This window comes from Dolichospermum flos-aquae CCAP 1403/13F, from assembly GCF_012516395.1.
Lineage (GTDB): Bacteria > Cyanobacteriota > Cyanobacteriia > Cyanobacteriales > Nostocaceae > Dolichospermum > Dolichospermum lemmermannii.
In genome coordinates, this window is the sequence record NZ_CP051206.1 from 3,139,307 (window position 1) to 3,163,785 (window position 24,479).

Annotated in this window: 29 protein-coding genes and 4 pseudogenes; 16 read left to right on the forward strand and 17 right to left on the reverse strand. The window is 36.4% G+C overall.

Annotation, left to right across the window (positions count from 1 at the left end; translation table 11 throughout):
- Positions 1-2 precede the first annotated feature (2 nt).
- A complete protein-coding gene (locus tag HGD76_RS15165; RefSeq protein WP_148760782.1) occupies positions 3-356 on the reverse strand; it encodes a type II toxin-antitoxin system RelE/ParE family toxin in 354 nt (117 codons plus the stop codon).
- Positions 349-603, reverse strand: a complete 255-nt coding sequence (locus tag HGD76_RS15170; RefSeq protein ID WP_148760784.1) for a type II toxin-antitoxin system RelN family antitoxin — start codon at positions 601-603, stop codon at positions 349-351. Before HGD76_RS15170 ends, HGD76_RS15165 begins: the two co-directional genes overlap by 8 nt.
- Before the next feature lie 278 nt (positions 604-881).
- Between HGD76_RS15170 and HGD76_RS15175 the strand changes: the two genes are divergently transcribed.
- The 5 genes from HGD76_RS15175 to HGD76_RS15195 all read left to right on the forward strand — a co-directional run bounded on the left by HGD76_RS15175 (position 882) and on the right by HGD76_RS15195 (position 5,670).
- Positions 882-1,646 (forward strand): phycocyanobilin:ferredoxin oxidoreductase, encoded by a 765-nt coding sequence (locus HGD76_RS15175; protein WP_148760786.1) that lies wholly within the window; start codon positions 882-884, stop codon positions 1,644-1,646.
- A gap of 520 nt (positions 1,647-2,166) precedes the next feature.
- A complete protein-coding gene (locus HGD76_RS15180; protein WP_148760787.1) occupies positions 2,167-3,585 on the forward strand; it encodes an HlyD family efflux transporter periplasmic adaptor subunit in 1,419 nt (472 codons plus the stop codon).
- A gap of 68 nt (positions 3,586-3,653) precedes the next feature.
- Positions 3,654-4,808 carry an ABC transporter permease DevC gene (gene devC / locus HGD76_RS15185; protein ID WP_148760790.1) on the forward strand — a complete coding sequence of 385 codons (1,155 nt, stop codon included), beginning with the start codon at positions 3,654-3,656 and terminating at the stop codon, positions 4,806-4,808.
- Between the two features lie 15 nt (positions 4,809-4,823).
- On the forward strand, positions 4,824-4,985 hold the full coding sequence (locus HGD76_RS15190; protein WP_168696280.1) for a hypothetical protein: 162 nt from the start codon (positions 4,824-4,826) through the stop codon (positions 4,983-4,985).
- Positions 4,954-5,670: a DevA family ABC transporter ATP-binding protein gene (locus HGD76_RS15195; protein ID WP_168632355.1), complete on the forward strand. Its 717-nt coding sequence runs from the start codon at positions 4,954-4,956 to the stop codon at positions 5,668-5,670. Before HGD76_RS15190 ends, HGD76_RS15195 begins: the two co-directional genes overlap by 32 nt.
- A gap of 100 nt (positions 5,671-5,770) precedes the next feature.
- On the opposite strand, the pseudogene HGD76_RS15200 reads toward HGD76_RS15195, so the two are convergent.
- Positions 5,771-6,187: pseudogene (locus HGD76_RS15200) on the reverse strand (hypothetical protein); the annotation flags it as partial.
- A 369-nt stretch (positions 6,188-6,556) separates the two neighbouring features.
- On the opposite strand from HGD76_RS15200, the gene HGD76_RS15205 reads away from it, so the two are divergent.
- Together HGD76_RS15205 and HGD76_RS15210 are read left to right on the forward strand one after the other, a co-directional pair.
- Entirely contained in the window at positions 6,557-6,895 is a 339-nt protein-coding gene (locus HGD76_RS15205; RefSeq protein WP_168696281.1) for a Mo-dependent nitrogenase C-terminal domain-containing protein, read from the forward strand.
- A gap of 9 nt (positions 6,896-6,904) precedes the next feature.
- Entirely contained in the window at positions 6,905-7,177 is a 273-nt protein-coding gene (locus HGD76_RS15210; protein ID WP_168696282.1) for a cupin domain-containing protein, read from the forward strand.
- A gap of 62 nt (positions 7,178-7,239) precedes the next feature.
- Here the strand turns inward: HGD76_RS15210 and HGD76_RS15215 are convergent, their stop codons facing one another.
- The 4 genes from HGD76_RS15215 to HGD76_RS15230 all read right to left on the reverse strand — a co-directional run bounded on the left by HGD76_RS15215 (position 7,240) and on the right by HGD76_RS15230 (position 9,811).
- A complete protein-coding gene (locus tag HGD76_RS15215) occupies positions 7,240-7,827 on the reverse strand; it encodes a Uma2 family endonuclease (RefSeq protein ID WP_148760802.1) in 588 nt (195 codons plus the stop codon).
- A 122-nt stretch (positions 7,828-7,949) separates the two neighbouring features.
- On the reverse strand, positions 7,950-8,381 hold the full coding sequence (locus HGD76_RS15220) for an NUDIX hydrolase (RefSeq protein WP_015083700.1): 432 nt from the start codon (positions 8,379-8,381) through the stop codon (positions 7,950-7,952).
- Positions 8,382-8,389: 8 nt separating this feature from the next.
- Positions 8,390-8,842 (reverse strand): DUF3531 family protein, encoded by a 453-nt coding sequence (locus HGD76_RS15225; RefSeq protein WP_168696283.1) that lies wholly within the window; start codon positions 8,840-8,842, stop codon positions 8,390-8,392.
- Between the two features lie 45 nt (positions 8,843-8,887).
- Positions 8,888-9,811, reverse strand: a complete 924-nt coding sequence (locus HGD76_RS15230) for a Sll0314/Alr1548 family TPR repeat-containing protein (protein WP_168696284.1) — start codon at positions 9,809-9,811, stop codon at positions 8,888-8,890.
- A gap of 120 nt (positions 9,812-9,931) precedes the next feature.
- Here HGD76_RS15230 and HGD76_RS15235 point away from each other — a divergent pair, with 120 nt between their 5' ends.
- From HGD76_RS15235 to HGD76_RS26400, 8 genes and pseudogenes are all read left to right on the forward strand, one after another.
- Positions 9,932-10,612 carry an ABC transporter ATP-binding protein gene (locus tag HGD76_RS15235; RefSeq protein WP_168696285.1) on the forward strand — a complete coding sequence of 227 codons (681 nt, stop codon included), beginning with the start codon at positions 9,932-9,934 and terminating at the stop codon, positions 10,610-10,612.
- Positions 10,613-10,831: 219 nt separating this feature from the next.
- The gene (gene rsmG / locus HGD76_RS15240; RefSeq protein ID WP_407644783.1) at positions 10,832-11,587 is read left to right on the forward strand and encodes a 16S rRNA (guanine(527)-N(7))-methyltransferase RsmG; all 756 of its coding nucleotides are present in this window, start codon (positions 10,832-10,834) and stop codon (positions 11,585-11,587) included.
- Between the two features lie 103 nt (positions 11,588-11,690).
- On the forward strand, positions 11,691-12,689 hold the full coding sequence (locus HGD76_RS15245; RefSeq protein WP_168696286.1) for a bifunctional riboflavin kinase/FAD synthetase: 999 nt from the start codon (positions 11,691-11,693) through the stop codon (positions 12,687-12,689).
- Between the two features lie 153 nt (positions 12,690-12,842).
- Complete coding sequence (locus HGD76_RS15250; RefSeq protein WP_168696287.1) at positions 12,843-14,279, forward strand: AAA family ATPase; 1,437 nt, start codon at positions 12,843-12,845, stop codon at positions 14,277-14,279.
- The gene (locus tag HGD76_RS15255) at positions 14,276-14,866 is read left to right on the forward strand and encodes a hypothetical protein (protein ID WP_168696288.1); all 591 of its coding nucleotides are present in this window, start codon (positions 14,276-14,278) and stop codon (positions 14,864-14,866) included. Before HGD76_RS15250 ends, HGD76_RS15255 begins: the two co-directional genes overlap by 4 nt.
- Before the next feature lie 210 nt (positions 14,867-15,076).
- Positions 15,077-15,985 (forward strand): AAA family ATPase, encoded by a 909-nt coding sequence (locus HGD76_RS15260; RefSeq protein WP_168696289.1) that lies wholly within the window; start codon positions 15,077-15,079, stop codon positions 15,983-15,985.
- Positions 15,986-16,431: 446 nt separating this feature from the next.
- A pseudogene (locus HGD76_RS26395) lies at positions 16,432-17,205 on the forward strand (6-carboxytetrahydropterin synthase); the annotation flags it as partial.
- Between the two features lie 45 nt (positions 17,206-17,250).
- A pseudogene (locus HGD76_RS26400) lies at positions 17,251-17,700 on the forward strand (6-pyruvoyl trahydropterin synthase family protein); the annotation flags it as partial.
- A 176-nt stretch (positions 17,701-17,876) separates the two neighbouring features.
- Here the strand turns inward: HGD76_RS26400 and HGD76_RS15270 are convergent.
- The 10 genes and pseudogenes from HGD76_RS15270 to HGD76_RS15315 form a co-directional block, all read right to left on the reverse strand.
- On the reverse strand, positions 17,877-18,248 hold the full coding sequence (locus tag HGD76_RS15270; protein WP_168697463.1) for a type II toxin-antitoxin system VapC family toxin: 372 nt from the start codon (positions 18,246-18,248) through the stop codon (positions 17,877-17,879).
- A complete protein-coding gene (locus tag HGD76_RS15275) occupies positions 18,235-18,486 on the reverse strand; it encodes a hypothetical protein (RefSeq protein WP_168696290.1) in 252 nt (83 codons plus the stop codon). Before HGD76_RS15275 ends, HGD76_RS15270 begins: the two co-directional genes overlap by 14 nt.
- 125 nt (positions 18,487-18,611) lie before the next feature.
- A complete protein-coding gene (locus HGD76_RS15280; RefSeq protein ID WP_168696291.1) occupies positions 18,612-18,935 on the reverse strand; it encodes a Txe/YoeB family addiction module toxin in 324 nt (107 codons plus the stop codon).
- Positions 18,928-19,209 (reverse strand): type II toxin-antitoxin system Phd/YefM family antitoxin, encoded by a 282-nt coding sequence (locus HGD76_RS15285; RefSeq protein WP_168696292.1) that lies wholly within the window; start codon positions 19,207-19,209, stop codon positions 18,928-18,930. Before HGD76_RS15285 ends, HGD76_RS15280 begins: the two co-directional genes overlap by 8 nt.
- A gap of 163 nt (positions 19,210-19,372) precedes the next feature.
- Complete coding sequence (locus tag HGD76_RS15290; protein WP_168696293.1) at positions 19,373-19,603, reverse strand: type II toxin-antitoxin system VapB family antitoxin; 231 nt, start codon at positions 19,601-19,603, stop codon at positions 19,373-19,375.
- A 32-nt stretch (positions 19,604-19,635) separates the two neighbouring features.
- Positions 19,636-20,613 carry a PrsW family intramembrane metalloprotease gene (locus tag HGD76_RS15295; RefSeq protein WP_168696294.1) on the reverse strand — a complete coding sequence of 326 codons (978 nt, stop codon included), beginning with the start codon at positions 20,611-20,613 and terminating at the stop codon, positions 19,636-19,638.
- Positions 20,606-21,007: pseudogene (locus HGD76_RS15300) on the reverse strand (methyltransferase domain-containing protein); the annotation flags it as partial. The gene HGD76_RS15295 and the pseudogene HGD76_RS15300, both read right to left, overlap by 8 nt.
- Positions 21,008-21,101: 94 nt before the next feature.
- Positions 21,102-22,235 carry a HetZ-related protein 2 gene (locus HGD76_RS15305; RefSeq protein WP_168696295.1) on the reverse strand — a complete coding sequence of 378 codons (1,134 nt, stop codon included), beginning with the start codon at positions 22,233-22,235 and terminating at the stop codon, positions 21,102-21,104.
- Between the two features lie 305 nt (positions 22,236-22,540).
- Complete coding sequence (locus tag HGD76_RS15310) at positions 22,541-22,888, reverse strand: carbon dioxide-concentrating mechanism protein CcmK (protein WP_015083688.1); 348 nt, start codon at positions 22,886-22,888, stop codon at positions 22,541-22,543.
- Between the two features lie 89 nt (positions 22,889-22,977).
- The gene (locus tag HGD76_RS15315) at positions 22,978-23,289 is read right to left on the reverse strand and encodes a carbon dioxide-concentrating mechanism protein CcmK (protein ID WP_015083687.1); all 312 of its coding nucleotides are present in this window, start codon (positions 23,287-23,289) and stop codon (positions 22,978-22,980) included.
- 254 nt (positions 23,290-23,543) lie between these two features.
- Between HGD76_RS15315 and HGD76_RS15320 the strand changes: the two genes are divergently transcribed.
- Positions 23,544-24,431 carry an alpha/beta fold hydrolase gene (locus HGD76_RS15320; protein WP_168696296.1) on the forward strand — a complete coding sequence of 296 codons (888 nt, stop codon included), beginning with the start codon at positions 23,544-23,546 and terminating at the stop codon, positions 24,429-24,431.
- Positions 24,432-24,479: the final 48 nt, after the last annotated feature.

The window sequence follows — 24,479 nt, forward strand, 5'->3', positions numbered from 1 at the left end:
TGTCAATCTTCAGATTCATATTCAGAAATAATACTTTGGATATCATCTGGGGCAATATCAGCTTGTTCAGATTTTGCATAAATGGTTAGCAAAATAATAGCTGTTGCAGTTTTGACATAGTAAATGAGACGATAACCACCACTTTTACCTTTTTGAGTGTCGCTATTTTTGACGCGCAATTTGAAAACTTCATAACCGATTTTAGGAATGCAATCACCGAGTCTTTCTCCTTGTTGTAGTTGTTCTATAACTGGTTGAATATCATTGTGAATCTTTAGATATTTCTTGGCTAGTTTACGTAAATTTCGCTGAAATCTTAGTGTTACTTCTACTTGAATAAATGGGATATCAGACATTTTCAATTCCTTCCCAAAGTTGAGAAACAGGAATTGTGTGTCCAGTCATTGCTTCGTGCCAAGACTGACGAAAATCTTGAATTATTTCTTCTTTAGATGAAATTTGTTCATGATCTTCGTTAATTTCTACTGCTTCTGGAATAAGAATAATAACTTCTACACGGCTATTTTGAATAATATTTAATGGTTTATCTAAGGACAAACTTCCTTGTTGATTAACGGTTGCCATGACTTTAATTGCTTTCATAATTCTTCCAAGTTATTGGGTTTAGATTTAATGGTGCTTTCTTGTTATTTTTCGTTAGCTTCTGCAAAAGTATTATTTGAGTCAGTATTTATATATTAACATATTACAATTCAGTATCCCAGATAATCAATCATATTACAGGATACAATTCCACTTTTTGTCACATAAGTTTATTTTCATGATCAGCCCATACTATAACTTTTTGTTTATATTTCTAGGCAGAAAAAAATGGTACAAATAATTGTAAACTAACAAATAAATTGTATTTCCTAAATAATATGTCTTCGACTCCTTCCTTGCGTGAACAACAACATCCCCTAATTCGTCAACTAGCTGATTGTATTGAAGCAGTTTGGCATAAACACCTAGACTTATCACCATACCATTTACCAGCGGAATTGGGATATGTAGAAGGTAAATTAGAAGGGGAAAAACTGATTATTGAAAATCGTTGTTATCAAAGTCCCCAGTTTCGCAAAATACACTTGGAACTAGCAAGAGTAGGGAATATGTTAGATATTCTGCACTGTGTGATGTTTCCCCGTCCAGAATATGATATTCCCATGTTTGGTTGTGATTTAGTCGGAGGTAGAGGTCAAATTAGTGCAGCAATTGCCGATCTTTCGCCGGTAAACTTAGAGCGGATTTTACCAGATGGTTATAATTCGCAACTTAGTAAATTAACCACATCCAACTTTTCTCAACCTCGTGATTTACCAGAATGGGGAAATATTTTTTCCGATTTTTGTCTGTTTATTCGTCCTAGTTCCCCCCAAGAAGAAACAATGTTTCTTTCTCATGTAGAATCATTTTTAGATATCCATTGTACCCAAGCGATAGCATCTAGTCCAGTTGCACCGGAAAAAGTAGCTCAAATTATTGCTGGACAACATAATTATTGTACCAAACAACAACAAAATGATAAAACCCGTAGAGTTCTAGAAAAAGCTTTTGGTGTAGATTGGGCAGAAAATTATATGACTACAGTTTTATTTGATTTGCCAGAATTACCAGAAATGTCGGCAATTAAAAATTGCTATTAATCTATCTGTAAAATGCGTTACGTTTTCCCTCAACTGATAAATGTAGAATTTATATGAAGTCATCACCACGGATACTTCTGGGAGGGAAAATTAACGTTAATCACTCAAGTTTCTAGTTATTCGGTTTCGGCTGATAATTAGTAATTATTAATTATTAATTGTTAAAATTCTCACCTATTTGCTCAAAAGTTTTATTTTCTTTTGTAAACTTTAACTTCTAAAATTTCGCACATCTTCTTAAAAATGAAGTGTGGAATCTCAACTACTAATGATTTATAAAATCTACCAATTGTATCCCAGGTTGCTTTGAGATAGAAATTTTCATGTAAAGATAATACACCTGAATAATCACAGAGTGTAGTTTATCCAAAGTTAATCATACCCAACAATAGTTATAAAATTGCCAAAACAAAAACCTAAAAAGGTGTAAATATTGTATAAAGTTTGCTGTGGATTTTAATTACAGCTAATTTACTTTTTTAGTTTCATCACCACAATTCAGATAAATAGGTTAAATATCATGTCAAGGGTGAATGAAAAATCAAAATCCCCAGAAAAGGCACTTGAGCAGCCAAAAATTTGGTTGAGTATTGCCGTAGCTTTACCAGTAGCTATAGCTGCCGGTTTCTTAGCTACAGCGAGAATGGAACAATTAAAAAAACTGACTTCTACTGTATCTGTTGCCCCAGTTCCCAATAGTATTACTGCCATAGGACGCTTAGAACCAAGAGGAGAAGTAGTTAAACTTTCTGCTCCAGCGGGTTTATCAGGTAGTTCACGGGTACAACAACTTTTAGTCAGAGAAGGGCAACGAGTACAGCAAGGACAGATTGTGGCCATTTTAGACAGCCGCGATACCAGTATGGCAGTAGTAGAAGAAGCCAAAGCTAAATTGCAAGAATCCCGTGCGAATTTAGCCCAAGTTAGTGCTGGTCCACCAAGAGATGCTCAAGCTCAAAGATTCATTATTTCTCGGTTGCAAGCCCAACTAGCGGGGGAAAAAGAGGCTCAACAGGCAACAATTAGCCGAATTGCTGCCCAGTTAAGTGGTGATAAAGTTGCCCAACAAGCCACAGTTAACCGTTTGGAAGCGGAACTACTGGGACAAAGAAATTCTTTAAAAGCCAATATGGAGAGGATTAGAGCCGAACAACGAAATGCTCAAGTAGATTATGGGCGCTATGATTTTTTATACAAACAAGGTGCTATTTCTCAGCAAGAACGCGATCGCCGTCGCTTAAGTGCGTTAACTACAAATCAACAGTTAATTGAAAGTGAAGCTAGTTTAAAACGGGCAATAGATACTATTCAACAGCAAGTTTCCGAAGCTAGAGCTAATCAAATTAAAACCCTAGCGACCTTACAACAGCAGTTAATTGAAGCCACAGCCAACCGTAACAAAACTGTCTCCACTTTACAAAGACAAATAGACGAAGAAAGAGAAAGATTGAGCAGAATATTAGTAGTTAGTCCGCTAAATGTCCAAGTTGCTCAAGCACAAGTTACTAATGCCATTGCTTTAATGAGAAAAGCTCAAGTAGAACTTCAGCAAAGCTATGTTAAAGCTCCTAGTTCTGGTGAAATATTAAAAATTCACACCAAATCTGGGGAAATCATGGGAGCAAATGGAATTGCGGAAATCGGACAAACAGATCAAATGTTTGTAGTTGCAGAAGTTCCTGAAGATAGTATTAATAAAGTCCGTTTGGGTCAAACTGCTACTATCTCTAGTGACAACGGTGCATTTAATGGTCAATTAAAAGGCAGAATTACATCAATTGGTAGAAAAATTGGCAAGAAAGATGTCCTCAATAATGATCCAGCGGCAGATATTGATGCCAGAGTTGTCGAAGTGAAAATTGCCCTATCTCCAGAATTTACCAAGCAAGTTTCCGGTTTAACTAACGCTAAAGTCACCGTAGAAATTAATGAGAATTAACTTCCTATTTCTACGCCAAATATTCATGTTCAACTACTTAATTAGTATCGAGATCAAAAAAATAAAAAATGGCAGTAAAAATACCTTTATCTTGGCTGCAACTGACAAGAGAAAAAACTCGCCTAGCAGTGGCTTTATCAGGTATTGCCTTTGCTGATATTTTAATGTTCATGCAGCTAGGTTTTCGGGATGCACTCTATTACAGTAACGTGAGAATGCACAGCAGTTTAGCCGGAGAAGTGGTTTTAATTAACAGTCAATCTAATGCTGTTTTGGCAATGAAAACCTTTTCCCAACGCCGTTTATATAAGGCATTAGACTTACCTACAGTTCAGTCAGTACATCCTATATATTTAGACTATACAAGCTGGAGAAATCCTGTTACAGGTCGCCCTCGCAGTATCTTAATTTTCGGCATAAATCCAGAAGTTAATCTTTTTGATTTACCTGGAGTAGACGAAAATTTAAATAAACTCAAACTTCCTGATGTTGTTTTATATGACCGTTCTTCCAGAGTAGAATATGGTCCGATTGCTGATAGTTTTAATTCAGGAAAAGTTGTTTCAGCAGAAGTACGCAGAAGAAAAGTTCAGGTCGGTGGATTATTTACATTAGGGGCATCTTTTGGTGCAGATGGAAATTTAATTACGAGTGATGTTAACTTTTTACGGATTTTTAATAACCGTCAACGGGGATTAATTGATATTGGCATTATTAAGTTAAAGCCTGGTGCAGATCCCATCCTAGTAGCTCAAGAATTGCGAAGTTATCTACCTACAGATATCAATGTTTTAACTAAGGAAGAATTTATTGAATTTGAAAGAAATTATTGGGCAAGTAGTACAGCTATTGGCTTTATTTTTACCTTAGGAACAATTATGGGTTTTATTGTGGGAACTGTAATTGTTTATCAAATTCTGTATACAGAAGTCAATGATCATTTATCTGAATATGCTACGCTCAAAGCTATAGGTTACACTCAAAATTATTTACTAACTGTAATTCTTCAAGAGGCTTTTTTATTAGCTGTTGTTGGTTATTTACCTGGATTTGGCTGCGCTCTTGTTCTTTATAATGTTGCTAGAGATGCTACACTTTTGCCTATATTTATGAGTTATAATCGCGCCATTATGGTAATCATGTTAACTATTTTAATGTGCTTTATTTCGGGAATGATTGCTATTCGGAAATTAAGTTCTGCTGATCCAGCCGATATTTTTTAGATTGGTCATTGGTCATTGGTCATTGGTCATTGGTCATTGGGAAGAAATATTCCCCAACTTCCCCAACTTCCCCAACTTCCCCAACTTCCCCAACTTCCCCAACTTCCCCAACTTCCCCAACTTCTGACTCCTACACTCCCCTATTATGATCAACAAAGAACCTGTAATATCTATTAAAAATATCAATCACTACTACGGTAAAGGATCACTGAAAAAACAGATTCTATTTGATATTAGTTTGGAAATATATGCCGGAGAAATTGTGATTATGACTGGACCATCTGGTTCAGGGAAAACGACTTTATTAAGTTTGATTGGTGGGTTAAGATCTGTGCAAGAGGGAAGTTTAAAATTTTTAGGTGATGAACTATGTGGTGCTAGTCAAAACAAACTGGTACACATGAGACGGAAGATTGGTTATATTTTCCAAGCTCATAATTTATTGGGTTTTTTAACTGCTCGGCAAAATGTGCAAATGGCTGTGGAATTAAATAATAATATTTCCCAATCAACAGCTATTTCCCAATCAGAAGATATGCTGGCATCTGTAGGTTTACAAGAACGGGTTAACTACTATCCAGATAATTTATCTGGTGGACAAAAACAAAGAATAGCGATCGCTCGCGCTTTAGTTAATCATCCTCCTTTAGTATTAGCAGATGAACCAACAGCCGCATTAGATAAACAATCAGGACGTGATGTAGTCGAAATCATGCAGCGTTTGGCTAAAGATCAGGGAACTGCTATCTTATTAGTAACCCACGATAACCGGATTTTAGATATCGCTGATCGCATTGTCGAAATGGAAGATGGTCTTCTGACCCGTGATGCTCAAAATGTTGCTTCTAATCACAACTCCTAATTTTGATGATCCGTCTTCTTCAATACAAGTGATGTATTCCAAACCAAAATTTTTTTCCAGTTTGAATTTCTCGGTATTTATTGGTAATTTCAAGTTGTGATTATTTCTGAATAGCGTCTGCATGATGTGAATTTGCTGTCCTACTGTTTTTTGTCAGAGGGGTTTGACGGCTAGTTCTAAATGTCACATTCACGCCTTCATTTGATTGTTCTAGTACTAGCAACGCGGTAGGTTTAGCCTTTTGATCCCAGTGCATATAAACAATCCTACCTTGAATAGTCGGTTGCCAGGTATCATCATCTTCCTTGGGTCTAAGGTATGTTTCTATACAATTCATAATTTCACTAATTGTAGAAGAAGTAGCTTGAGTTGGCAACTTCATTAATCGAATTTGCGCTCTAAACAGCACCCGTTTCACAATGTTGGGTGCTACACCAGTTTCATACTCAATATCGAAAGTTTCATCTATTTCCTTACCAGTATTACTAGCAATTCCTATAGATCCTTGGTTAGTTTGTTCCCTATTCCCTGCGATAAAGTGACTTGCATAGCTTTTTTATTGATCTTCTATCACCTAAAATTAATGTCATCGTTTCCTAATGGTTATGCAGTCTAGCTGGAGGAGAAAGCTATATACATCAGTGTTTTTGGCAATTCCCATAGTAATTTTATATATAAAATTACTATATTCAATATCAGGAATCCATAAGCTAAGACTATACCATTTTTATATTTTCTTTGTTATTTTGTATTCAACTGAACAGTTATTCAACACAAAGCCAGTTTTAATAAAAATTAGTTCAACTACTTTACCGTTCTTCAAGTTCAGTCCAAATTGCCACATTCTCCAGTTTCTATCAATCTCATCTACATAGGATTTACAATAATGCTAAAAACAAATAGTGAACCGATGATTCTCTCCAGTTTTGTCAACCCTATCGAAGAAAACCATTCAGTTAAAAATAAGTTTGATTTATTGCAAAAAATCCGTCAACGTCTAGACGACATTGAAATTGATAATCGTCGAGTTGCTAGATTAATTGCTAAAGTAATTCCTGCCCAATGTCCCTTTGAGCGTGATATCGTGGTTTTTGGACGAACAATTGCTCACATTCCACCTATGTGCAAACTAAACCCACTGTATGATCAGTTTGTCGGCTTGCGTTTTCGCGCATTATGTTATTTAGTAGATAAGTGTGGAGAAGACATCCAATCTTATTGTTAAATACAACTCATGGAAATTAAAGTCGTACATCAACCAAATCTTGAACATCTCAAGGAGTTAGATGTATTCAACTGGCCAATTTGGGAAAAGGAAATATCTCAATTTTCCTGGGCTTACGATGATCAAGAAACTTGCTACTTTTTATCAGGTAATGTTGTTGTCACTCCTGATGGAGGACAAGCGGTAAAAATGGGTAAGGGAGACTTAGTAACTTTTCCCGCTGGGATGTCTTGTAAATGGGAAATTACCAGCGACGTAAAAAAACATTATTGCTTTGATTAATATTTTTGCAATCTCAATAACCAATATCTGAAGATGTGAATTAGATGTTATTTAGAGGTTGGCTATGAAACTATTGATCCCAAAATATCATCTACAACTAAATTAATTTCGGGGAATGCTTGAATTGACATTTTTTCTCCTCGACTTAGTTTTTGAATGTCGCTATAACCATTTTCGCTAGGGTAGCGATAAACAATAATCACTTGTTCATAAATATCAACTAACCAAACTTCAGTAATACCACTACTAGCATAGAGAGGAATTTTTACGTCTCTATCATATTCTAGACTGCTATCTGCAACTTCAATTAATAAGAAGATATCTTGGGGTTGAGGGTGTCCAGATTCATAAAAATCTGCACGGGGTTGTAGTAATGCAATATCTGGTTCAGGTTCAGATAAGTTGTTTAAGATAATCGGATTTTGTACCCTAACAATCACTTTCATTCCCAGAATATTGCTAAATAAGCGATTAATTCTGTCAACACAAGCTGCGTGTCTTCTACCAATTGGTGACATTTCTATAATTTCTCCATTAATTAGTTCTACCTTATCATTTTCTGAAAAAATACCGACTTCGCTCATTTGATGGTATTGAGAAACATTGAGACGAAAGGTGTTAAGGCGTGGTTTTGCTAATTGTAGAGTCATAATTAACTTCCTGTATTTACCTTTAGTTTTAATATAGCAATCTTGAGTGATTAAGATCCCCGACTTCTCAACTTAATTTATTATTTAGTGACAAGATAAAAAAAGAAGTCGGGGATCTAGGTTTACAAATAATCAAAAAAGACTTCGGGAACTAATCTTAATTCACCAGATTTGAATCGAGAAATATCTATCCACAATGCGCGATGTTGACGTTCTGGTGTTTCCGCAAAAGTTAAACTTTCAATTTGATAAAACTGGGAATCAGCAAAGTCGCATTCATAAAGTTGAATGATTTCATGTCCTTGTCTACCGTCAAAGGTAAATAAGTTCTCAATACAACTTAGATAGCGAATATTTGTTAATTCGGCTTGAATTTCTTCTTGAAATTCTCTAGCTAAGGCTATGCGGCTAGTTTCGCCAAATTCTACGCCACCACCTAAAGCCCGGTAGAATATTGATTGTTTTTTAGGATCGAATCCTTCAGAAACAAATATTCGATTACCATCTCGAATTAGGGCTAAAACAATTACCCGAATTTGACCTTCTTTATTCATGATGACAATTAATTATCGTAAATTGAAGAGGGACGACTTTCGCTATCTTCTGTAGGCCAATCTGAATTTTCGCCACCAATGTATAGTTCTTCAATGGTGACGTATTCTTCAGTTAGTTGGGTGAGGGCGTTGATCAGAATGTCTAATGCGATCGCATCACTTGTACCTAAATCAAACCAACAACGTCCCCATTCTCCTTCATATTCAAATTCACCCATGTTGTGCATCAAAGCCATTAAGCTTTTATCATAGCCTCTTGCATCATAGTCCATGTAGCTGATATCAAGTCCTGTATCTTGGATTTGCAGATTTTCCGCATTAAATCCTCCCAATTTACCTAGATAAAACCAGGAATTGAATACTTCTTCTACATATTGTTTTTCCCGTTGGGAGGGAACATTGCTAAACTTCAACCAAATCCAAGTATCAAAAGGATTAAACTCGCGGAATTGAATTTCCATTTTTGTAATGGGTAAAACTAGAATTTTGTAACAACTGACCACTGACTACTGACCACTGACAGCCTGATTGCGTTCATATTCAATTTGTTTAACTAAGTTAGCAGGAAGTTGAGACTTTTTGGCTAATGCTTTATCAAAATGAATTATTGCTTCCTTGATTAAATCCTGACTTTTTTCTTTTTTTCCTTTTTCATGGAGAATTTGGGCTTTGAGATAGTAAATTTCTGGGTTGTCAGCAGTTGTTTTTAAGGCGCGGTTGACATAATCTAAAGCCTGGGAATGTTGTTTTAAATCTCGATATGCTAAAGCAATACCTCTATCTACTAAATAACCAGGTGCTGCATTTTTTTCCAATCGGTTAATTGCATCATCTGGACTAGTAAAAGGTAAATTCACAGCTAACATTAAATCCATATAGCCGCGAATTAAGTTTAACTCTGGATCACTAGCAGAAATCTCTTCGGCTCTGTCAAGATATGTATAGACTTTCCGCAACCGACTAAAAGCGAGGGGCGCACCATTTACAGTTCCTTCCCGCTTTAAAATTACCGCCCCCTCTAAAAAATGACCAACCGCAGTGTATAAATTACCACGTAATGGGTCACTAGCGATGAGATTTTGTCCAGTTTCCAGGGTTTTTCGGCTGTATTTTTCTAAATTAGTTTGATCTTGATTTTGATATGCTAAAGAAGCCTGAAGGGCGTAAATTAAAGGTTCATTGGGTTCGCTAGAGACGGCTTGTTGTAAAGCATCTTTGGCTGCTGGGTAATTTCCTTGCTGAAAAATAGCATTAAAAACAGCTTCCGTGCGATCGCCAATTTTATGAGGTTCACGAGAGCGAAATGGATCACCCGCAAAGGATGGATTTACTAAAATATTTAAAAGGATGGAAGTAGTTACAGTCACCTTTAAAAATGGAGCAAATCGCCAAAATATCCTAAATTGAGGCATTAAAACCTGTTTAAACATGATAACCCTCAGAATAATTACAGTTGAAATTGTTGTGTCTATTACCTAAAATGCAAAAATAGTGAATATAAATTACGTCTATTTCCATCAAAATTTTTCATAACTTGGTAATCTTCACAAATGCTCTATCTCAGAAATCTAACTTATCACCCCACAGCCTGCCCAAAAGCAATTCTTCAAGCTATAAATTTAGAACTACCACCCCAGAAACTGGGTTTAATTATTGGTCCTAGCGGTTCGGGTAAAAGCACCTTATTAGAAATTTTATCTGGATTGGCTGATCCCACTGCTGGTGGAGTTTTCTGGAGAGAACAGGGACTCATAGCCGAAGAACTACAACAATTAGCCGGTTTAGTATTTCAATTTCCAGAAAGACACTTTTGCGGGGGGACAATTTTAGAAGAATTGCGCTTAGGACATCCTGAATTGGGAGCAGACAGGGTTAAACAAGCATTAACAGAAGTTGGATTAGATCATTTATCTTTATCTGCGTCACCTCATGCTTTAAGTGGTGGACAACAGCGACGGTTAGCTTTAGCGGTGCAGTTAATTCGTCAACCAAATTTATTATTATTAGATGAACCTACAGCGGGTTTAGATTGGTCAATGCGTCGCCAATTGGTGAATTTATTAGCCGAACTCAAAAAAGATTGGACATTGTTAGTTGTAACACACGACGCTGGTGATATGTTACCAATAGCTGATTATTGTTGGACTTTAGATCATGGGGTCTTAACATCAGGAGTCAGGAGTCAGGAGTCAGGAGTCATAAGTCAGGGAGAAGAGGTAAAATCTGCTTAATTCTAAATTAATCGTAAGAGTAATTGAACGCAGATGAACGCAGATGAACACAGATAAGGAGGGATGAATTCATGGATTTGATGATGTTATGTAGCTTCACATAAAATTAGGTATGAAATTCCCAAATTGAACCTTTAAAACTCTTTCCTTTGCGTGAGACTGAAATTCATACCCTTAATCAGTAACGCCAAAATAACTTAAAAAAATTAATTTTAACCAATGAATTTAGAATCTTTACCTATAACTAGTTTGCCAGAAATGGGGGAAATATGGCAAAAAACTCTGAATTGGCAACCAACAAATTGGGAAGAAAACCAATTTCAACAGCTTTATCAATTAATCTTGGCAGGAAATCGTCAACTTAACTTAACTCGCATTACTGAACCTGAAGAATTTTGGGAAAAACATCTTTGGGATTCTTTGCGAGGAATTGCACCTAAACAAGTATTTATTCCCGGTATTGAAAAGGGTAAGCGGATAATTGATATTGGTACGGGTGCAGGTTTTCCTGGTATCCCAATTTCTCTAGTTTTTCCTAATTCTCAAGTTACGCTTTTAGACTCTACAGGGAAGAAAATTAGTTTTATTGAGACAATTTTATCAGCACTTGCTCTGAATAATGCCAAAACTTTATTGGGGAGAGCCGAAGAAGTTGGTCAGCAAATTCAACACAGACAACAGTATGATCTAGCTGTAATTAGGGCTGTGGGTAATGTTTCTGCTTGTGCTGAATATTCTTTACCTTTAGTAAAAAAAGGCGGTTTAGCGGTAATTTATCGCGGTACTTGGACTCAAGCCGAAAATGAAAGTTTAGAAATTGCTGTTACCCAATTAGGTGGGGTAATTGAACTAATTGAAGAATTTTCTACTCCCTTGAGTAATAGTATTCGTCATTGTCTTTATTTACGAAAAGTAGCAAACACACCAATTAGTTTTCCCCGTGCGGTTGGTATACCCAGTCAAAAACCAATTTAATCACCTGATTTCTCGATTTTAGATTAGATTGGTGATTAGATATCTAACAGCGCGAGAGCGTCAACGCTGATAGCGAAAACAAACCTAAAATCCCAAAATCCAAGTGTTAAATTTGTCTCAAAATGGGTGTTCTGTATGGGTTGCTTCTGCAACAGAAGAACTGCTGACACCAACTGCTGTTGCTCTTGGCAAATTTGATGGTGTTCATCTTGGTCATCAAAGAGTGATTCAGCCAGTATTGCAGTCAGCACGGGGTGAGGAGAATTCAGTCCGCCCGTACTCAACCGTTGTCACATTTGATCCCCATCCCCAGGAGTTTTTTACAGGACTTCCCCGTGATTTGTTAACACCACTGGATGAAAAAGTTGCACAATTGCGATCGCTTGGGGTGGAACAATTGGTATTATTACCTTTTGATAGAGAACTATCTGCCCTTTCCCCTGAAGAATTTGTAGATAAAATCCTCGTTCAACAACTGCAATGTCAACAAATTAGCGTTGGACAAGACTTTTGTTTTGGTAAAAAGCGCATGGGTACTGCTCAAGATTTGCAAATACTCGCGGCGAAATATAATATACCCGTGACCATAGTTCCTATAAAAACTGATATGGAAAACTTTTCCGCAGCAGATGATACTCGCATTAGTACCTCATTAATCCGGGAAAGTTTGGAAGTCGGTGATATTCAAAAAGCAAATCGTCTTTTGGGAAGACCTTACAGCCTTACAGGTATAGTAGTAACAGGTCAAAAATTAGGGATAACTATCGGCTTTCCTACCGCCAATATTCAACTACCAAAAGATAAATTTTTACCTCGTCATGGTGTTTATGCTGTGGAGGTTATTATTGATAACGAAACTCCAAACAACTCTCCCACTCAACATTTTGGAGTCATGAATATTGGCAATCGTCCCACAGTTAATGGTATAGATACTAGCGTAGAAGTACATTTATTAAATTGGTCTGGTGATTTGTATGGTAAAAATTTGCTGGTACAACTAATAAAATTTTTGCGTCCCGAACAGAAATTTACCTCCTTAGAAGCGCTGAAAAACCAAATTCAACTTGATTGTACAGCAGCTCAAGAAATTTTTAATTCTTAATGATGGGGGGATTTTCAATGTTAATCTAAACATTACAGCGATTTTTAGGTAACTACTTCTGTAATATGAAATATCATGGGAGGTGTAACTTCCCAAAAAGTATTTCTATTATGGTACATTTGTTATGTAAGCATAAAAAAGTCACATTTACCTATGCAAAAAATTATCATCGAAAACTTCGGTCCAATTCAATATGCAGAAATTGAAGTTAAGAAAATATTAGTTTTGATTGGTGAACAAGCTAGTGGTAAAAGCACTATTGCTAAATTGATTTATTTTTTCAAGACCATACACGAGGATTTATTCAGTCAAATTTATCAGGATAAACGTAAATTCCTGAATATTGATAATGATATTTTATCTCCTATCCGACAAAAATTTTATAAATTTTTTGGACCTACCAATCACTTAGGTAATTGTAAAATAGTGTTTTATTATAGTTTAGAAAAAGATAAATATATAAAATTAACCTTACAAAGAAATAAAGAAATGGAAATTATATATAATAACCTTGTAGATGAGAATTTTAAAAATTCTGCAAGCGCTATTAAACTGAGACTTAGACAGGAATATTTAAATTATAATAGTATTCAATCATTAATTAATGAAGAAGAAAAAATAAAATATGCTCAACAGCTTTATAACCTGTTGGACGAATTATTTGAAAGTAAACAAAGGGATTCATTATTTATAATTGCAGGAAGAAGTGCAACAGTAGGTTATTCTTATCTATTTGAAAAGTATGTATTGGCAAATATTCAAAGTAATTTAGAAAAGAATATTTCAGCTTCTAATTATGAACGTAATGTACAAAAAATTGATGAAATTTTAATGCTGGAATTTATGAAAAAAGTCATAAAAAACAGGGATATCTTTAATAAATTTGGAAATATAGAAGAATTGACTTTTGGTAGAAACATAACAACAGAAAGAAGAAGAAAATTATCTCTTCTCATACATAAAATTAATGAAATATTAAAAGGTAAATATTATATTGATCCTTATGGTAATGAAAAAATCAGATTAGATAATGAAGCTAATGATTATGTTTATCTCTCTAATACTTCGTCAGGACAACAAGAATCTATAAGAATTTTACAAGATATTTTTCTGAATATTCTTGATAATACAAAAGTATTAAGAATATTGGAAGAACCAGAAGCTCATTTATTCCCTGTTGCTCAAAAGCAACTAATTGAATTATTGGCTTTAATGGTAAATCAAAATGATGATAACCAACTAATTATCACCACCCATAGTCCCTATGTTCTCACAGTTTTTAATAATTTACTCTTCGCAAATAGAGTAGTTGAAAAAAATCCGTCAACAGAATCAGAGGTAGCACAAATAATTCCCCAAGATTCCTGGTTAAGTGCTAAAGATTTTTCTGCTTATTCTTTGGGAAATCAATCTGTTAGTGATAGCTTGCGTGGCGACGTAGGAGCAATGGATACTAGTTATTGCGAATCTATTTTTAATCAAGAAAAAGGTACTATTCAACAAAATTATTTAGATACGGTTTCCGAAATTTTGGGTGGTGATTTTCAAGCTTTGTACAGTATTCACGCTAAAACTTTCAAAAGAAAATGAGTAAATTTGAGGATATTAAAGAACTTCTATCAACTGCTTTTGATAATTTTTCCGATGTTCTGGAAATTGAAATCAGATCTGAATTTTCCATCATAGACTATCAAGGACAGTCTTTTATTATTATCAATATAAATTCAGATGACAACACATTTACTATTAAACTAAATGGTGTTGATACTGTTAAAAATGGTTTTGATATCACTAAATTATTTAATGTAATTAATGCTAAAGTAGTTGGTTTTATTCCTATTGATGGAAAAAAAGGACTTTTAGGATTTGGTGATTCTCATTGCGATTTTGTATTTTTTGATGAGAATGATTTTTGTTTTGTAGAGTTCAAATTGGATGCAACAAGTTTAAGAAAAGTAGATAAAAACCGCGACAAAGCTATTAACCAACTCACTAATACTATTGATTTATTTGATAATAAATTAGTTAGAAACTATGCAGGTTTAAATTTAGAAGCTTATGTTTGTACTCCTGAATTTTACCCAAGATTTAATTCAAGCTGGATAGCATTTGCGAAAGATTTTTTAGAAGAGTATGGTTTTGAACTTTTTGAAACAAATAATAAAATCTGTGAATGAATAATATATTTAAAAGTAAAAACCATCTCAAAAAATTTGTTTTTTGACTTTCCTCTCCTTGCGTCGGTGGTTTAGCAACTCCAGAAATCTTTAATTCTTATGCTGGATTAAGCTTGTTACGTGGGAATACTGTAGAAAAGGCTAAACTATTAAACAAGTTTTTAGTCAAAACTCAGAAGTAAGCCTTCTCCATTTCCCCCCAGGTACTGCATGAGAGAAAAAATTGACGCTTTAACACAAAATTTGGCTCGTACCATTGTTGGTAAACATGAAGCCATCCGCTTAGTCATAGTAGCTTTACTTGGTGGTGGTCATGCTTTATTAGAAGATGTCCCCGGTGTCGGTAAAACCCTCTTAGCCAAATCTCTAGCTCGTTCTGTAGATGGTAAATTTCAACGGTTACAATGTACCCCTGACTTACTCCCCACAGACATCACCGGCACAAATATTTGGAATCCTAAAACTGGGGAATTTACATTTCTACAAGGTCCTGTATTTGCTAACGTCCTCCTAGCGGACGAAATTAACCGGGCTACACCCCGTACCCAGTCAGCTTTGCTGGAAGTGATGGAAGAACATCAGGTAACAGTTGATGGTGTTTCTCGTCTAGTTCCTCAGCCATTCTTTGTGATTGCTACCCAAAACCCCATTGAGTACCAAGGGACGTTTCCCCTCCCAGAAGCTCAAATGGACCGGTTTATGCTGTCTTTAAGTTTAGGCTATCCTTCTGAATCAGAAGAAATGCAAATGCTGCAAAATCTGCAAGCAGGTTTAAAAGTGGCTGATTTACAGCCTTGTATTACTTTAGAAGAAGTCCAAGCATTACGCCAAGCTTGTTCCCAAGTCACGGTAGAAGCATCTTTGCAACAATACATTTTGGAATTGGTGCGAACTACTAGACAGGATGAAGAAATCACTCTTGGTGTGAGTCCTCGTGGTACTGTGGCGTTACAAAAAGCTTCCCAAGCACTGGCTTTTATTTTAGGTAGAGAATATGCTCTTCCCGATGATGTCAAGTTTCTCGCACCGCACGTTCTTTGTCATCGTCTGATTCCTAGAGGGGGAAGAAATCCTAAAACTATAGTTGAACGGTTATTGCGATCTGTGCCTATCCCTTAATATAAAATATCATGGGAGGTATATCCTCCCAAAAAGCGGATTTTTTCGGGTTTTTTATGTCAATTTTGGAAAAGAACATCTTTTCTCTTATTTTTGATTATTAAAACTTATAACTTGTCTGATAAAAACAACAAAAACTTATAGTTGCATCTTGATTGAAGAACTAAGAAGTCCTGATTTTGCCTTTTGCCACTTTTTCAGCAAACCCTAAGAGGTTGTTTGAAAAGTATTATATGAAACCCATAATCTCCAAAAACCTAACCCCCCTTCCCCCCTTCCCTACAAGGGAATGGGGTTTTTAAAGCCTCTCCCCTGGTAGGGGAGAGGTTTGGAGAGGGGTCTGTTTCCACATTAAAAACTTTTAAAACATCCTCTAAGTAACAAATTGGTTTATGCTGTAAATAGTGAAAGTTTAAGAAATATTAAGTTCTCCTCCTCGTATAATCATGCAATGTATTGTTAATCGCCGCGATCAGTTTTCAGCAGTTGGTCGGTATTGGTTCCCAGAACTGAGTCAAATTGAGAATTTAGAAAAATTTGGTGCCTACTCAAAATTTCCCGGACACGGACACAACTATGTCTTGTTCATTTCCATGATTGGGGAATTAGATGAGTATGGTATGGTGCTGAACCTGTCTGATGTCAAGCACGTCATCAAAGAGGAAGTTACCAGTCAACTAGATTTTTCCTATCTGAATGATGTGTGGACAGAATTTCAACAAACTCTCCCCACAACGGAAAATATGGCGCGAGTGATTTGGGAACGTTTAGCACCCCATTTACCTTTGGTGCGCGTCCAGTTATTTGAACATCCTCAACTTTGGGCTGATTATCAGGGAGAGGGAGAAAAAGCTAATTTGACTATCAGGACTCATTTTAGTGCTGCTCATCGCCTAGCACCCAACCTCAGTGTTGATAAATATGGTAGGTGTACTCAGACTCATGGTCATAATTATCATCTAGAGGTGACTGTGGAAGGGGAAATAGACTCCCGTACTGGCATGATTGTGGATGTAGCTGCTTTAAATCGAGTGGTGGAAGATTATGTGGTGAGAATATTTGATCACTCTTGTGTGAATGAAGATATTCCTTATTTTGCCGATATTGTCCCCACTACAGAGAATATTTCCCGTTACATTCATGGTCTTTTAGAATCACCCATTGATGAATTGGGAGTGAAACTAGCCAACATTAAACTGTTTGAAAGTCATCAACTTTGGGCAGATTATCCGGGTAAAGATAGGTCAGGCTATCTGAGTATTAGCACTCACTTTAGCTCTGCTCATAGATTGGCACACCCTGATTTGAGTTTGGCAAAAAACACGGAAATTTATGGTAAATGCGCCCGTGTAAATGGACATGGACATAATTATCAGTTGGAAGTAACGATAATTGGGGAAATTGATTCCTCTACGGGTATGGTTATTGATTTGGGAGCTTTAAATCAGATAATTACAGATTACGTGATTGAGCCATTTGATCATACTTTCTTAAATAAGGATGTTGCTTTCTTTAATCAAGTTGTGCCAACTGCGGAAAATATTGCTCTTTATATTAGTAATACTTTGCGATCGCCTATTCAAGAATTAGGTGCAACTCTTTACAAAGTTAAACTGGTGGAAAGTCCCAATAACGCTTGCGAAATCTATGCGGCTGATTCTGAATCAATATCTGTTAATGCAGCAGTAAGTCAACCAGTATTGGCAATAGTTTAAACCCATCTAGATCCCCTAATTCTCAAAGAAGTTGGGGATCTATATTCCTAACTATTAAATATTTTCCAAAACAAACCTAGTAATAACCTTTTTTACCACTATGGATTTATTTACCCCCATTGTCCCTAACGCCCATCGCATCTCAGCCACAGGAAAAAAGTTGTGACAGAATGCTGTCAGTCATCTAATTTAAGCTTATTTGCTAATTTTTTATCTAACGTCACTAACTCAAGTCCATGATGCTTGGTAGTTGCAGCAATAATAGAATCAGGCAATTTTGTTTTGTGAGTATATCTAAAGCTGATAGTCTCATTTTCAATTGCTGGTGTGATCGTTAAATATGTCATACGACTTAATAAAAATACAACAGATTCTTTTTCTGTTGGTGTTATAGACGGAAAACTCAATAACTCCATAGGAGTTATTGCACTATAAGCACATTCACCAATTTGAATTTGCTTGTCTTTTAATATCTCCAACACTATTGGATCGCGTTGCAGCAAACCAATCACTATATTTGTATCTAATAAATACTTAATCCCATTCATCACGTAATGCTCTTTGTAACTTTAATGGATCTTGATTTTTAAAAGTTGGAAATTCAGGCAAATCATTAACTAGATCAACTAATAATTGAGATGATTTTACAGTGAGCGGTGTCGAACTGTGTTTTTGTCGCTCCTCCAACAACATTTTTTCGATAGCTTTCTGTACTAATAGCTGCATATCAGGCATTTCCAAAAGTTGATTACCCAACTCATCAGGTAACTCGATTTTAACTTGCATAAAATCCTCCTTAGATTTCCCAAAGATTAACAATAATAGAATCAATAGTTGGTGTTATGTTTGCCATAAATCTATTCATGAGAAATAGAAAAAACCAACAGGATCAAAAATTTTATATTTTAATTTTAATCTGATTCATAATGATAACGAGCTTGTAAAAAATAAACTTTACTTTCTGTGACTTTATAAACTAAACGATGTTCTAAATCAATGCGTCGTGACCAAGTATCAGGAGCAATATATTTAAGAGGTTCAGGTTTACCTAAGCCCGTAAACGGTTGACCATCAAGAATATCAGCTACTAAATCTAATATCTTATCCCCTTTTTTGCGGTCATGATTATACCACCAAGCCAAATCTGCTTTAAAATCAGGACTGAAAATAGGAAAATAACCAGATAATTTTGGCTCTTCATCATGAGTATCTGGCTTTTTTTTCTTACTACTCAATTCCTAACTCCTCTTTTAATTCAGCTAATGTTTGAGGAGTTTCTATTGTTGTTTCAGCCCATTCTAAAGCCCGAAATAACCGTTTAGCATTTTCAGGTGATTTTAATAAATAAACAGACTCTAATAAACTGGAAAGTTCATCTTCGGCAATTAACGCCACATTTTTCTGATTACGACGTTTAATTACTATAATTTCCCGTTGGTCACACACCTGATCTAAAATAGTTGCTAAATTTAACCTTGCTTGAGAGTAAGTAGTTTCTTTGCTTAACATTCTCTTTTTTTAGAAGTTGTACAACTATATTGTACAGCATAGGAACTCAAAGCTGGGCAATTAGATCATTTCTTGGTTAGTAAAAATACATTCTATACTTAAAAGGTATTTTTTTGATAATTAGTAACAAACTCAGACATTACACAGGTATCAATTAGATAGATCATAGTTCAAAATTTCTGCCTGTGTCTTGATCACGTTCAAACAATGAGGCGATATCATCTTCGGCAAATTCCTCATCTATAAAACGTAATCGCTCAAATAAAGGCAGTTCTTTTTTTTGTTGCTGCAAGTAATTGGATAATATTTTAATGACTGCTTCCTGTGCATTTTCATAGTGACTGACTGCGATAATTTCATTAATTAGTTCATCATCTATTGTGATAATGGTCATTGTTTTATTCTCCGTTATTTTCATAATGCTAATTATCGGTTAAACAAATGCCGACGACCGGCTAAACTGCGTAAATAGCGATAAATTAACCAAGCTAAAAGTCCTAAACCAAAATTGAATAATAGTTCTTGGACTATAAACCAGAAAATTTTCGGATCAAACCAAAGTTCCCACCGCAAAGGACTAATTTTTCGGGCTAGAATCAATAATCCAAATAGAGAATTTCCGCCTAGTGATAGGATTAATAATACTAAACCCCTTTGCCAAGTGCGGGCGGAGGATGTATGTCCAGAAATTAACACTAAAGGATGTTTTCTCTGGAGTTTTCGCAGTAGTTGTTCCCATCGCCAAAACATCCATAATAGTAAAGGAAATAACCCATAAATGAGCAAATTTGTGGGCTGCGAAAACCTCACAGAAATAGATAAAATATTGACTAAAGCATGAAAGCAAACAGAATTTAACCAAGCGATAAAAATTAAATCCCGATCTCGATTCAACCTTCTACTAGCAGAAATATATATCCCTAAAGCGTACCCCCAAGGAGCAGAAAACATCGCATGAACTGGAGTACCAATAATGCGGTCTAGAATTGAAGATGTGCCGTGAGATAAATAAATCCAGGTTTCTTCCGCTGTGAAACCTAAAGCTACGGCTATGGTAAATAAAAAAACTGTAGTAGCTCGGAGATGATACTGACGTTGTAAATAGCAAATGGGCAGAATAACTGCTACTAATTTACAACCTTCTTCAATGGGAGCGATCGCTAATATTTGCCGAAAAACGACACCAGAAAAATGACGCTGGATCTGTTGCCAGTCTAAAACCCAGTTAGCTACATTTTCCATAGCCCATTCCAAGCCCAGAGCAGCAAAACCAGAGATAGCGCCAATAATGAACAAAATCAATAAATTTAACCACGGTGGGGCAGCAGGAGTTCTGCGGTAGTAAAACCACAAAAACAACAGGGGGGGGATAACTGCCCACAGCACTACATATAAATTAGCCACTCACCTGAGCAATGATAGTACGGTAACGAGGACTATTGCTAGTAATAGTAGGAGCTTGTAAACCTGCCCCAATTAGGGCTTGTTCAATGTCCAAACTAAAATATTCATCTAAATAAGGTTCGGTACTTTTAAGCAACGTCAAAATATAAGTTGGCATTTTTTTGTAATTTTCCGATTTAGGATTCATGTCCGTAGATTCAGCTTGATCATGTACCCAGTTGATTTGGGCAAGACGACGTTGTTTAGTCCGATAGTTAGCTACAGCTAGAAGGTAAGGAGATAAGTCTAAACCAGTAATTTTGGCTTGGGGATATACTGCCTGTAAGACGAAGGTACTTAATACCACTGGACATCCTAAGTCTAATATATCTTGCGCTTGGTGAGAAATCTGTGCAATTCATTTTTGTCTTTGACACTCTTTTTAACTTATGACATATTTACCAGATTTGAGGCTATATTTAGTGAATCTGGCATTTTCTCAATTTATGCTAATTTTGAATTCTCAGGGTTTGGGCTGTAAGATAAACTTTTGTCCATTCACCTAGAACTTGATGGGTTTTCAGTTGTAGTTCTTGGGCTATGACTTCTATGGAGTTACCTGCTTTGCGGAGGTTGAGGATTTGTTGTCCTATGGGAGTGATTTTTTCTGGAAGTTGTTGCCATTGGGTTTCTGTTAGCCCTAAATTATGTTCTTCTAGGGAAATGGACAACCAGTGATCAATTAGTTCTGGTTGGCCTTTAATGGCAAAGACTCGCACGGCATGATAACTGAGTTTTTCTCGCAGCCGATATACTTCTTTAATGGGTTTGTTGAGTTGTTTGGCAATTTCTTCTTGGGATTTGCCTTGCAGATATAAGCGCAACCAATCTACTGCTTGTTGTCCAATATTTTCTAATAAGTATTGTTCAAATTCTTGCTGTACAAGTTGACGGTTAGCTTGTTGTTCTTCTAGGTGTTGGGTTTCTTGATATTGAGCGATCGCTTGATTATCAACTAAGCTAATCGGATTGTCGTTATTTTCTGTGAGAATTTCCTCAGAAACAAGTTTCACTAATTCGCTAGTAGGTACTTGTGTTAAGCCTCCTCTCTGGATTTTTCGCAGGTAGTTAACAAAGCGGTACATTAATATTGGTTGATTCCGAACTGGACGTAAACAATATTCTTCTATGCTGGCAAATAGTAACGTATCCCGCAATCTTTTGTCCGTTGTTAATGCGGTAATGTGAGTCATTTGTTGTTGGATATATGAGTCACTTTGCATCAGTTCTTGGAGGACTTCTTGCAGCACATCAATAACACTTCGTTGGCGATCGCGGCTGAGAGATATCCACGTCTGAATTTTGTTTCTTACCGCCACTACACTACTCAAGCGGCTAATGAGTTGACGATAAGCCTTTTCTCTGCTCATACCTAAATAGCGTTTGTGCAGAATTCGCCACCGATATTCCATTGCTTGTTTAGCAATTTCTAGTTCTTTGGGGTTAAGTAGATCAAACCGTGCTAAATCCACTCCCAAAAGCCAATTAAGAATACTTTGTCTAGTAACCTGACTTTGTTCTGGACATTCTGTAATTAGTCGCTGTTGCCAATATTGAGCTAAATTTACCCCATTTTGTGTCATAGCAACATTGCGCTCCTTGAAATTAGATTTAGCGATTTAGTAGCAGGTAATAACTCCTAATTGATTCGTTCAATAGACCGTAATATCAAATTAAGATGAAGCTACATTGAATAATATTTCAAGAATAATTAACCGCAGATAAACGCAGATTAAGACGGATGAATTAATAAATTTGATGTAAAGATTCAGCCGTTATGGGATTACGAACATAATAATATTGTGGACTATTGATGCAAGTTGCTATTTAGGGAAAGAGGGAATAGGGGTTTATTACCTATTACCCATTGCCCACCTAATAGATGAAATTAGATCCTAGCAGCACCGATAATGGGATTTTCCACAGATTCTCGATACTGTTGAACGTCTGCTGTATAAGCAATTGGCAATACAGCTTCTACGTTTTCATGGGGACGAGCAATAATTACCCAGGATTCGAGAGTACCACCATGAACTTTTTCTACAGCATCCACACCGGCTGCCATAGCGGCTTTAACTTCGGAAACATCACCACGAATATTGACGGTAAAGCGAGCGCTCCCAACTCTGATATAACCAACGAGGGTAACTCGACCGGCTTTTACCATTGCGTCTGCTGCTGCAAGAACGGCGGGAAAACCCTTAGTTTCTAATGATCCAACTGCCTGTGATGACATTTTTAATCTCCTGTTTTGAATATAAAGTTATCGGTTGCTACAAGTTAATTTTTATGAAGAAATGCTTCAATTTTTCATAGCGAACTTACTTAGAAAATACGGAAAGGTTCAGATTTGGAGGTGAAGTGGATAGGTAAGACTGTTTCCACATTTTCCGGGGGGTTGGGAATAATGTAGTGGGTAATAACCTCACCGCCATAAACTTCTTCACCAGCAACAATTCCAGCGGCTACGGCTGTTTGCACTTCCGCAACGTGGCCTCTGACAGCAACTATCATGCGACCACTTTCCGCGATACCGTAATAAACAATCGTGACACTAGCAGCTTTGACCATTGCGTCTGCTGATGCTAAAACCGCAGGAAAACCTAATGTTTCAATTGCGCCAACTGCCATTGGCATGGCTTAAATCTCCTACTATCGGGATAATTGATTCCTATTTTACGTGGATTGTGTCCCTATTTTAATTTTTGCGGAAATTTTCTTTTTTAATTGGTGACTGGGTATTAGCTAAGGGACTTGCAAGAAATAAATTATCTCAATAAACGAACCACAGAGGCACAGAGAACACAGAGAGAGAATTTTTGCGTCAGTTTTGGGACATTTTTTTATTTGGGAGTCCCTAAGGTGATCCGCACTGATGTAAACTGGAGTTTATGTTTCCAAGTTTTCTTCCTGCCGCAGTTGGGCAACTCACAGAACCAACATCCATCGCTTTGGCTCAAAATATCCAAAGTCAGGCGATTATTACTTATGCCGCCAATGAACCCATTAATACCACTTATGTCCAACAAGGTCATGGTGGTACACCGATTTTATTAATTCATGGTTTTGATAGTTCGGTGCTAGAATACCGCCGACTTTTGCCTTTACTAGCTGAAAAAAATGCAGTTTGGGCTGTGGATTTATTGGGATTTGGTTTTACAGATAGATTACCGGGGATTGCTTACAGTTCGGTCACGATTAAAAACCATCTCTACTCATTTTGGCAAACCCTGATTAACCAACCTGTGATTTTGGTGGGTGCGTCTATGGGTGGGGCTGCGGCTATAGATTTTACCCTCACTTACCCAGAGGCGGTAAAACAACTGGTATTAATAGATAGTGCGGGTTTGAAAGGTAATTCCCCATTAAGTAAATATATATTTCCACCTTTGGATTATTGGGCGACGGAATTTTTGCGAAATCCCAAAGTGCGGAAGAGCATTTGTCGAACTGCATATAAAAACCCCAATCTTATCTCCGAGGATGCTTTGTGCTGTGGAGAATTACACTTACAAATGCCTAATTGGACTCAAGCCTTAATTGCCTTTACCAAAAGTGGCGGTTATGGTGCTTTTAAATTTCCCCAACTTGCCAAAATTGAGCAACCAACTTTAATTTTGTGGGGCGATAGTGATAAAATTTTGGGAACTGGGGACGCTCCCAAATTTGCCAAGGCTATTCCCCAAAGTCAGCTAACTTGGATTAAAGATTGTGGTCATATTCCTCACTTGGAACAATCACAAATTGTCGCCCAACATATATTAGAATTTGTGAATTAAAGGAGGGTTGAATATATACAGCCATTATTTTCCCAACCTAATATAATT

Bases quoted from the DNA above. Each gene is read 5' to 3' on its own strand.
- HGD76_RS15320 (WP_168696296.1), top strand. From the start codon at position 23,544: ATGTTTCCAAGTTTTCTTCCTGCCGCAGTTGGGCAACTCACAGAACCA.
- HGD76_RS15290 (WP_168696293.1), bottom strand. From the start codon at position 19,603: ATGACCATTATCACAATAGATGATGAACTAATTAATGAAATTATCGCA.
- HGD76_RS15165 (WP_148760782.1), bottom strand. From the start codon at position 356: ATGTCTGATATCCCATTTATTCAAGTAGAAGTAACACTAAGATTTCAG.
- HGD76_RS15205 (WP_168696281.1), top strand. From the start codon at position 6,557: ATGCTAAAAACAAATAGTGAACCGATGATTCTCTCCAGTTTTGTCAAC.
- HGD76_RS15250 (WP_168696287.1), top strand. From the start codon at position 12,843: ATGCAAAAAATTATCATCGAAAACTTCGGTCCAATTCAATATGCAGAA.
- HGD76_RS15315 (WP_015083687.1), bottom strand. From the start codon at position 23,289: ATGCCAATGGCAGTTGGCGCAATTGAAACATTAGGTTTTCCTGCGGTT.
- HGD76_RS15220 (WP_015083700.1), bottom strand. From the start codon at position 8,381: ATGAATAAAGAAGGTCAAATTCGGGTAATTGTTTTAGCCCTAATTCGA.
- HGD76_RS15230 (WP_168696284.1), bottom strand. From the start codon at position 9,811: ATGTTTAAACAGGTTTTAATGCCTCAATTTAGGATATTTTGGCGATTT.
- HGD76_RS15210 (WP_168696282.1), top strand. From the start codon at position 6,905: ATGGAAATTAAAGTCGTACATCAACCAAATCTTGAACATCTCAAGGAG.
- HGD76_RS15305 (WP_168696295.1), bottom strand. From the start codon at position 22,235: ATGACACAAAATGGGGTAAATTTAGCTCAATATTGGCAACAGCGACTA.
- HGD76_RS15170 (WP_148760784.1), bottom strand. From the start codon at position 603: ATGAAAGCAATTAAAGTCATGGCAACCGTTAATCAACAAGGAAGTTTG.
- HGD76_RS15175 (WP_148760786.1), top strand. From the start codon at position 882: ATGTCTTCGACTCCTTCCTTGCGTGAACAACAACATCCCCTAATTCGT.
- HGD76_RS15235 (WP_168696285.1), top strand. From the start codon at position 9,932: ATGCTCTATCTCAGAAATCTAACTTATCACCCCACAGCCTGCCCAAAA.
- HGD76_RS15285 (WP_168696292.1), bottom strand. From the start codon at position 19,209: ATGTTAAGCAAAGAAACTACTTACTCTCAAGCAAGGTTAAATTTAGCA.
- HGD76_RS15255 (WP_168696288.1), top strand. From the start codon at position 14,276: ATGAGTAAATTTGAGGATATTAAAGAACTTCTATCAACTGCTTTTGAT.
- HGD76_RS15215 (WP_148760802.1), bottom strand. From the start codon at position 7,827: ATGACTCTACAATTAGCAAAACCACGCCTTAACACCTTTCGTCTCAAT.
- rsmG (WP_407644783.1), top strand. From the start codon at position 10,832: ATGAATTTAGAATCTTTACCTATAACTAGTTTGCCAGAAATGGGGGAA.
- HGD76_RS15195 (WP_168632355.1), top strand. From the start codon at position 4,954: ATGATCAACAAAGAACCTGTAATATCTATTAAAAATATCAATCACTAC.
- HGD76_RS15270 (WP_168697463.1), bottom strand. From the start codon at position 18,248: ATGAATGGGATTAAGTATTTATTAGATACAAATATAGTGATTGGTTTG.
- devC (WP_148760790.1), top strand. From the start codon at position 3,654: ATGGCAGTAAAAATACCTTTATCTTGGCTGCAACTGACAAGAGAAAAA.
- HGD76_RS15260 (WP_168696289.1), top strand. From the start codon at position 15,077: ATGAGAGAAAAAATTGACGCTTTAACACAAAATTTGGCTCGTACCATT.
- HGD76_RS15180 (WP_148760787.1), top strand. From the start codon at position 2,167: ATGTCAAGGGTGAATGAAAAATCAAAATCCCCAGAAAAGGCACTTGAG.
- HGD76_RS15275 (WP_168696290.1), bottom strand. From the start codon at position 18,486: ATGCAAGTTAAAATCGAGTTACCTGATGAGTTGGGTAATCAACTTTTG.
- HGD76_RS15310 (WP_015083688.1), bottom strand. From the start codon at position 22,888: ATGTCATCACAGGCAGTTGGATCATTAGAAACTAAGGGTTTTCCCGCC.
- HGD76_RS15225 (WP_168696283.1), bottom strand. From the start codon at position 8,842: ATGGAAATTCAATTCCGCGAGTTTAATCCTTTTGATACTTGGATTTGG.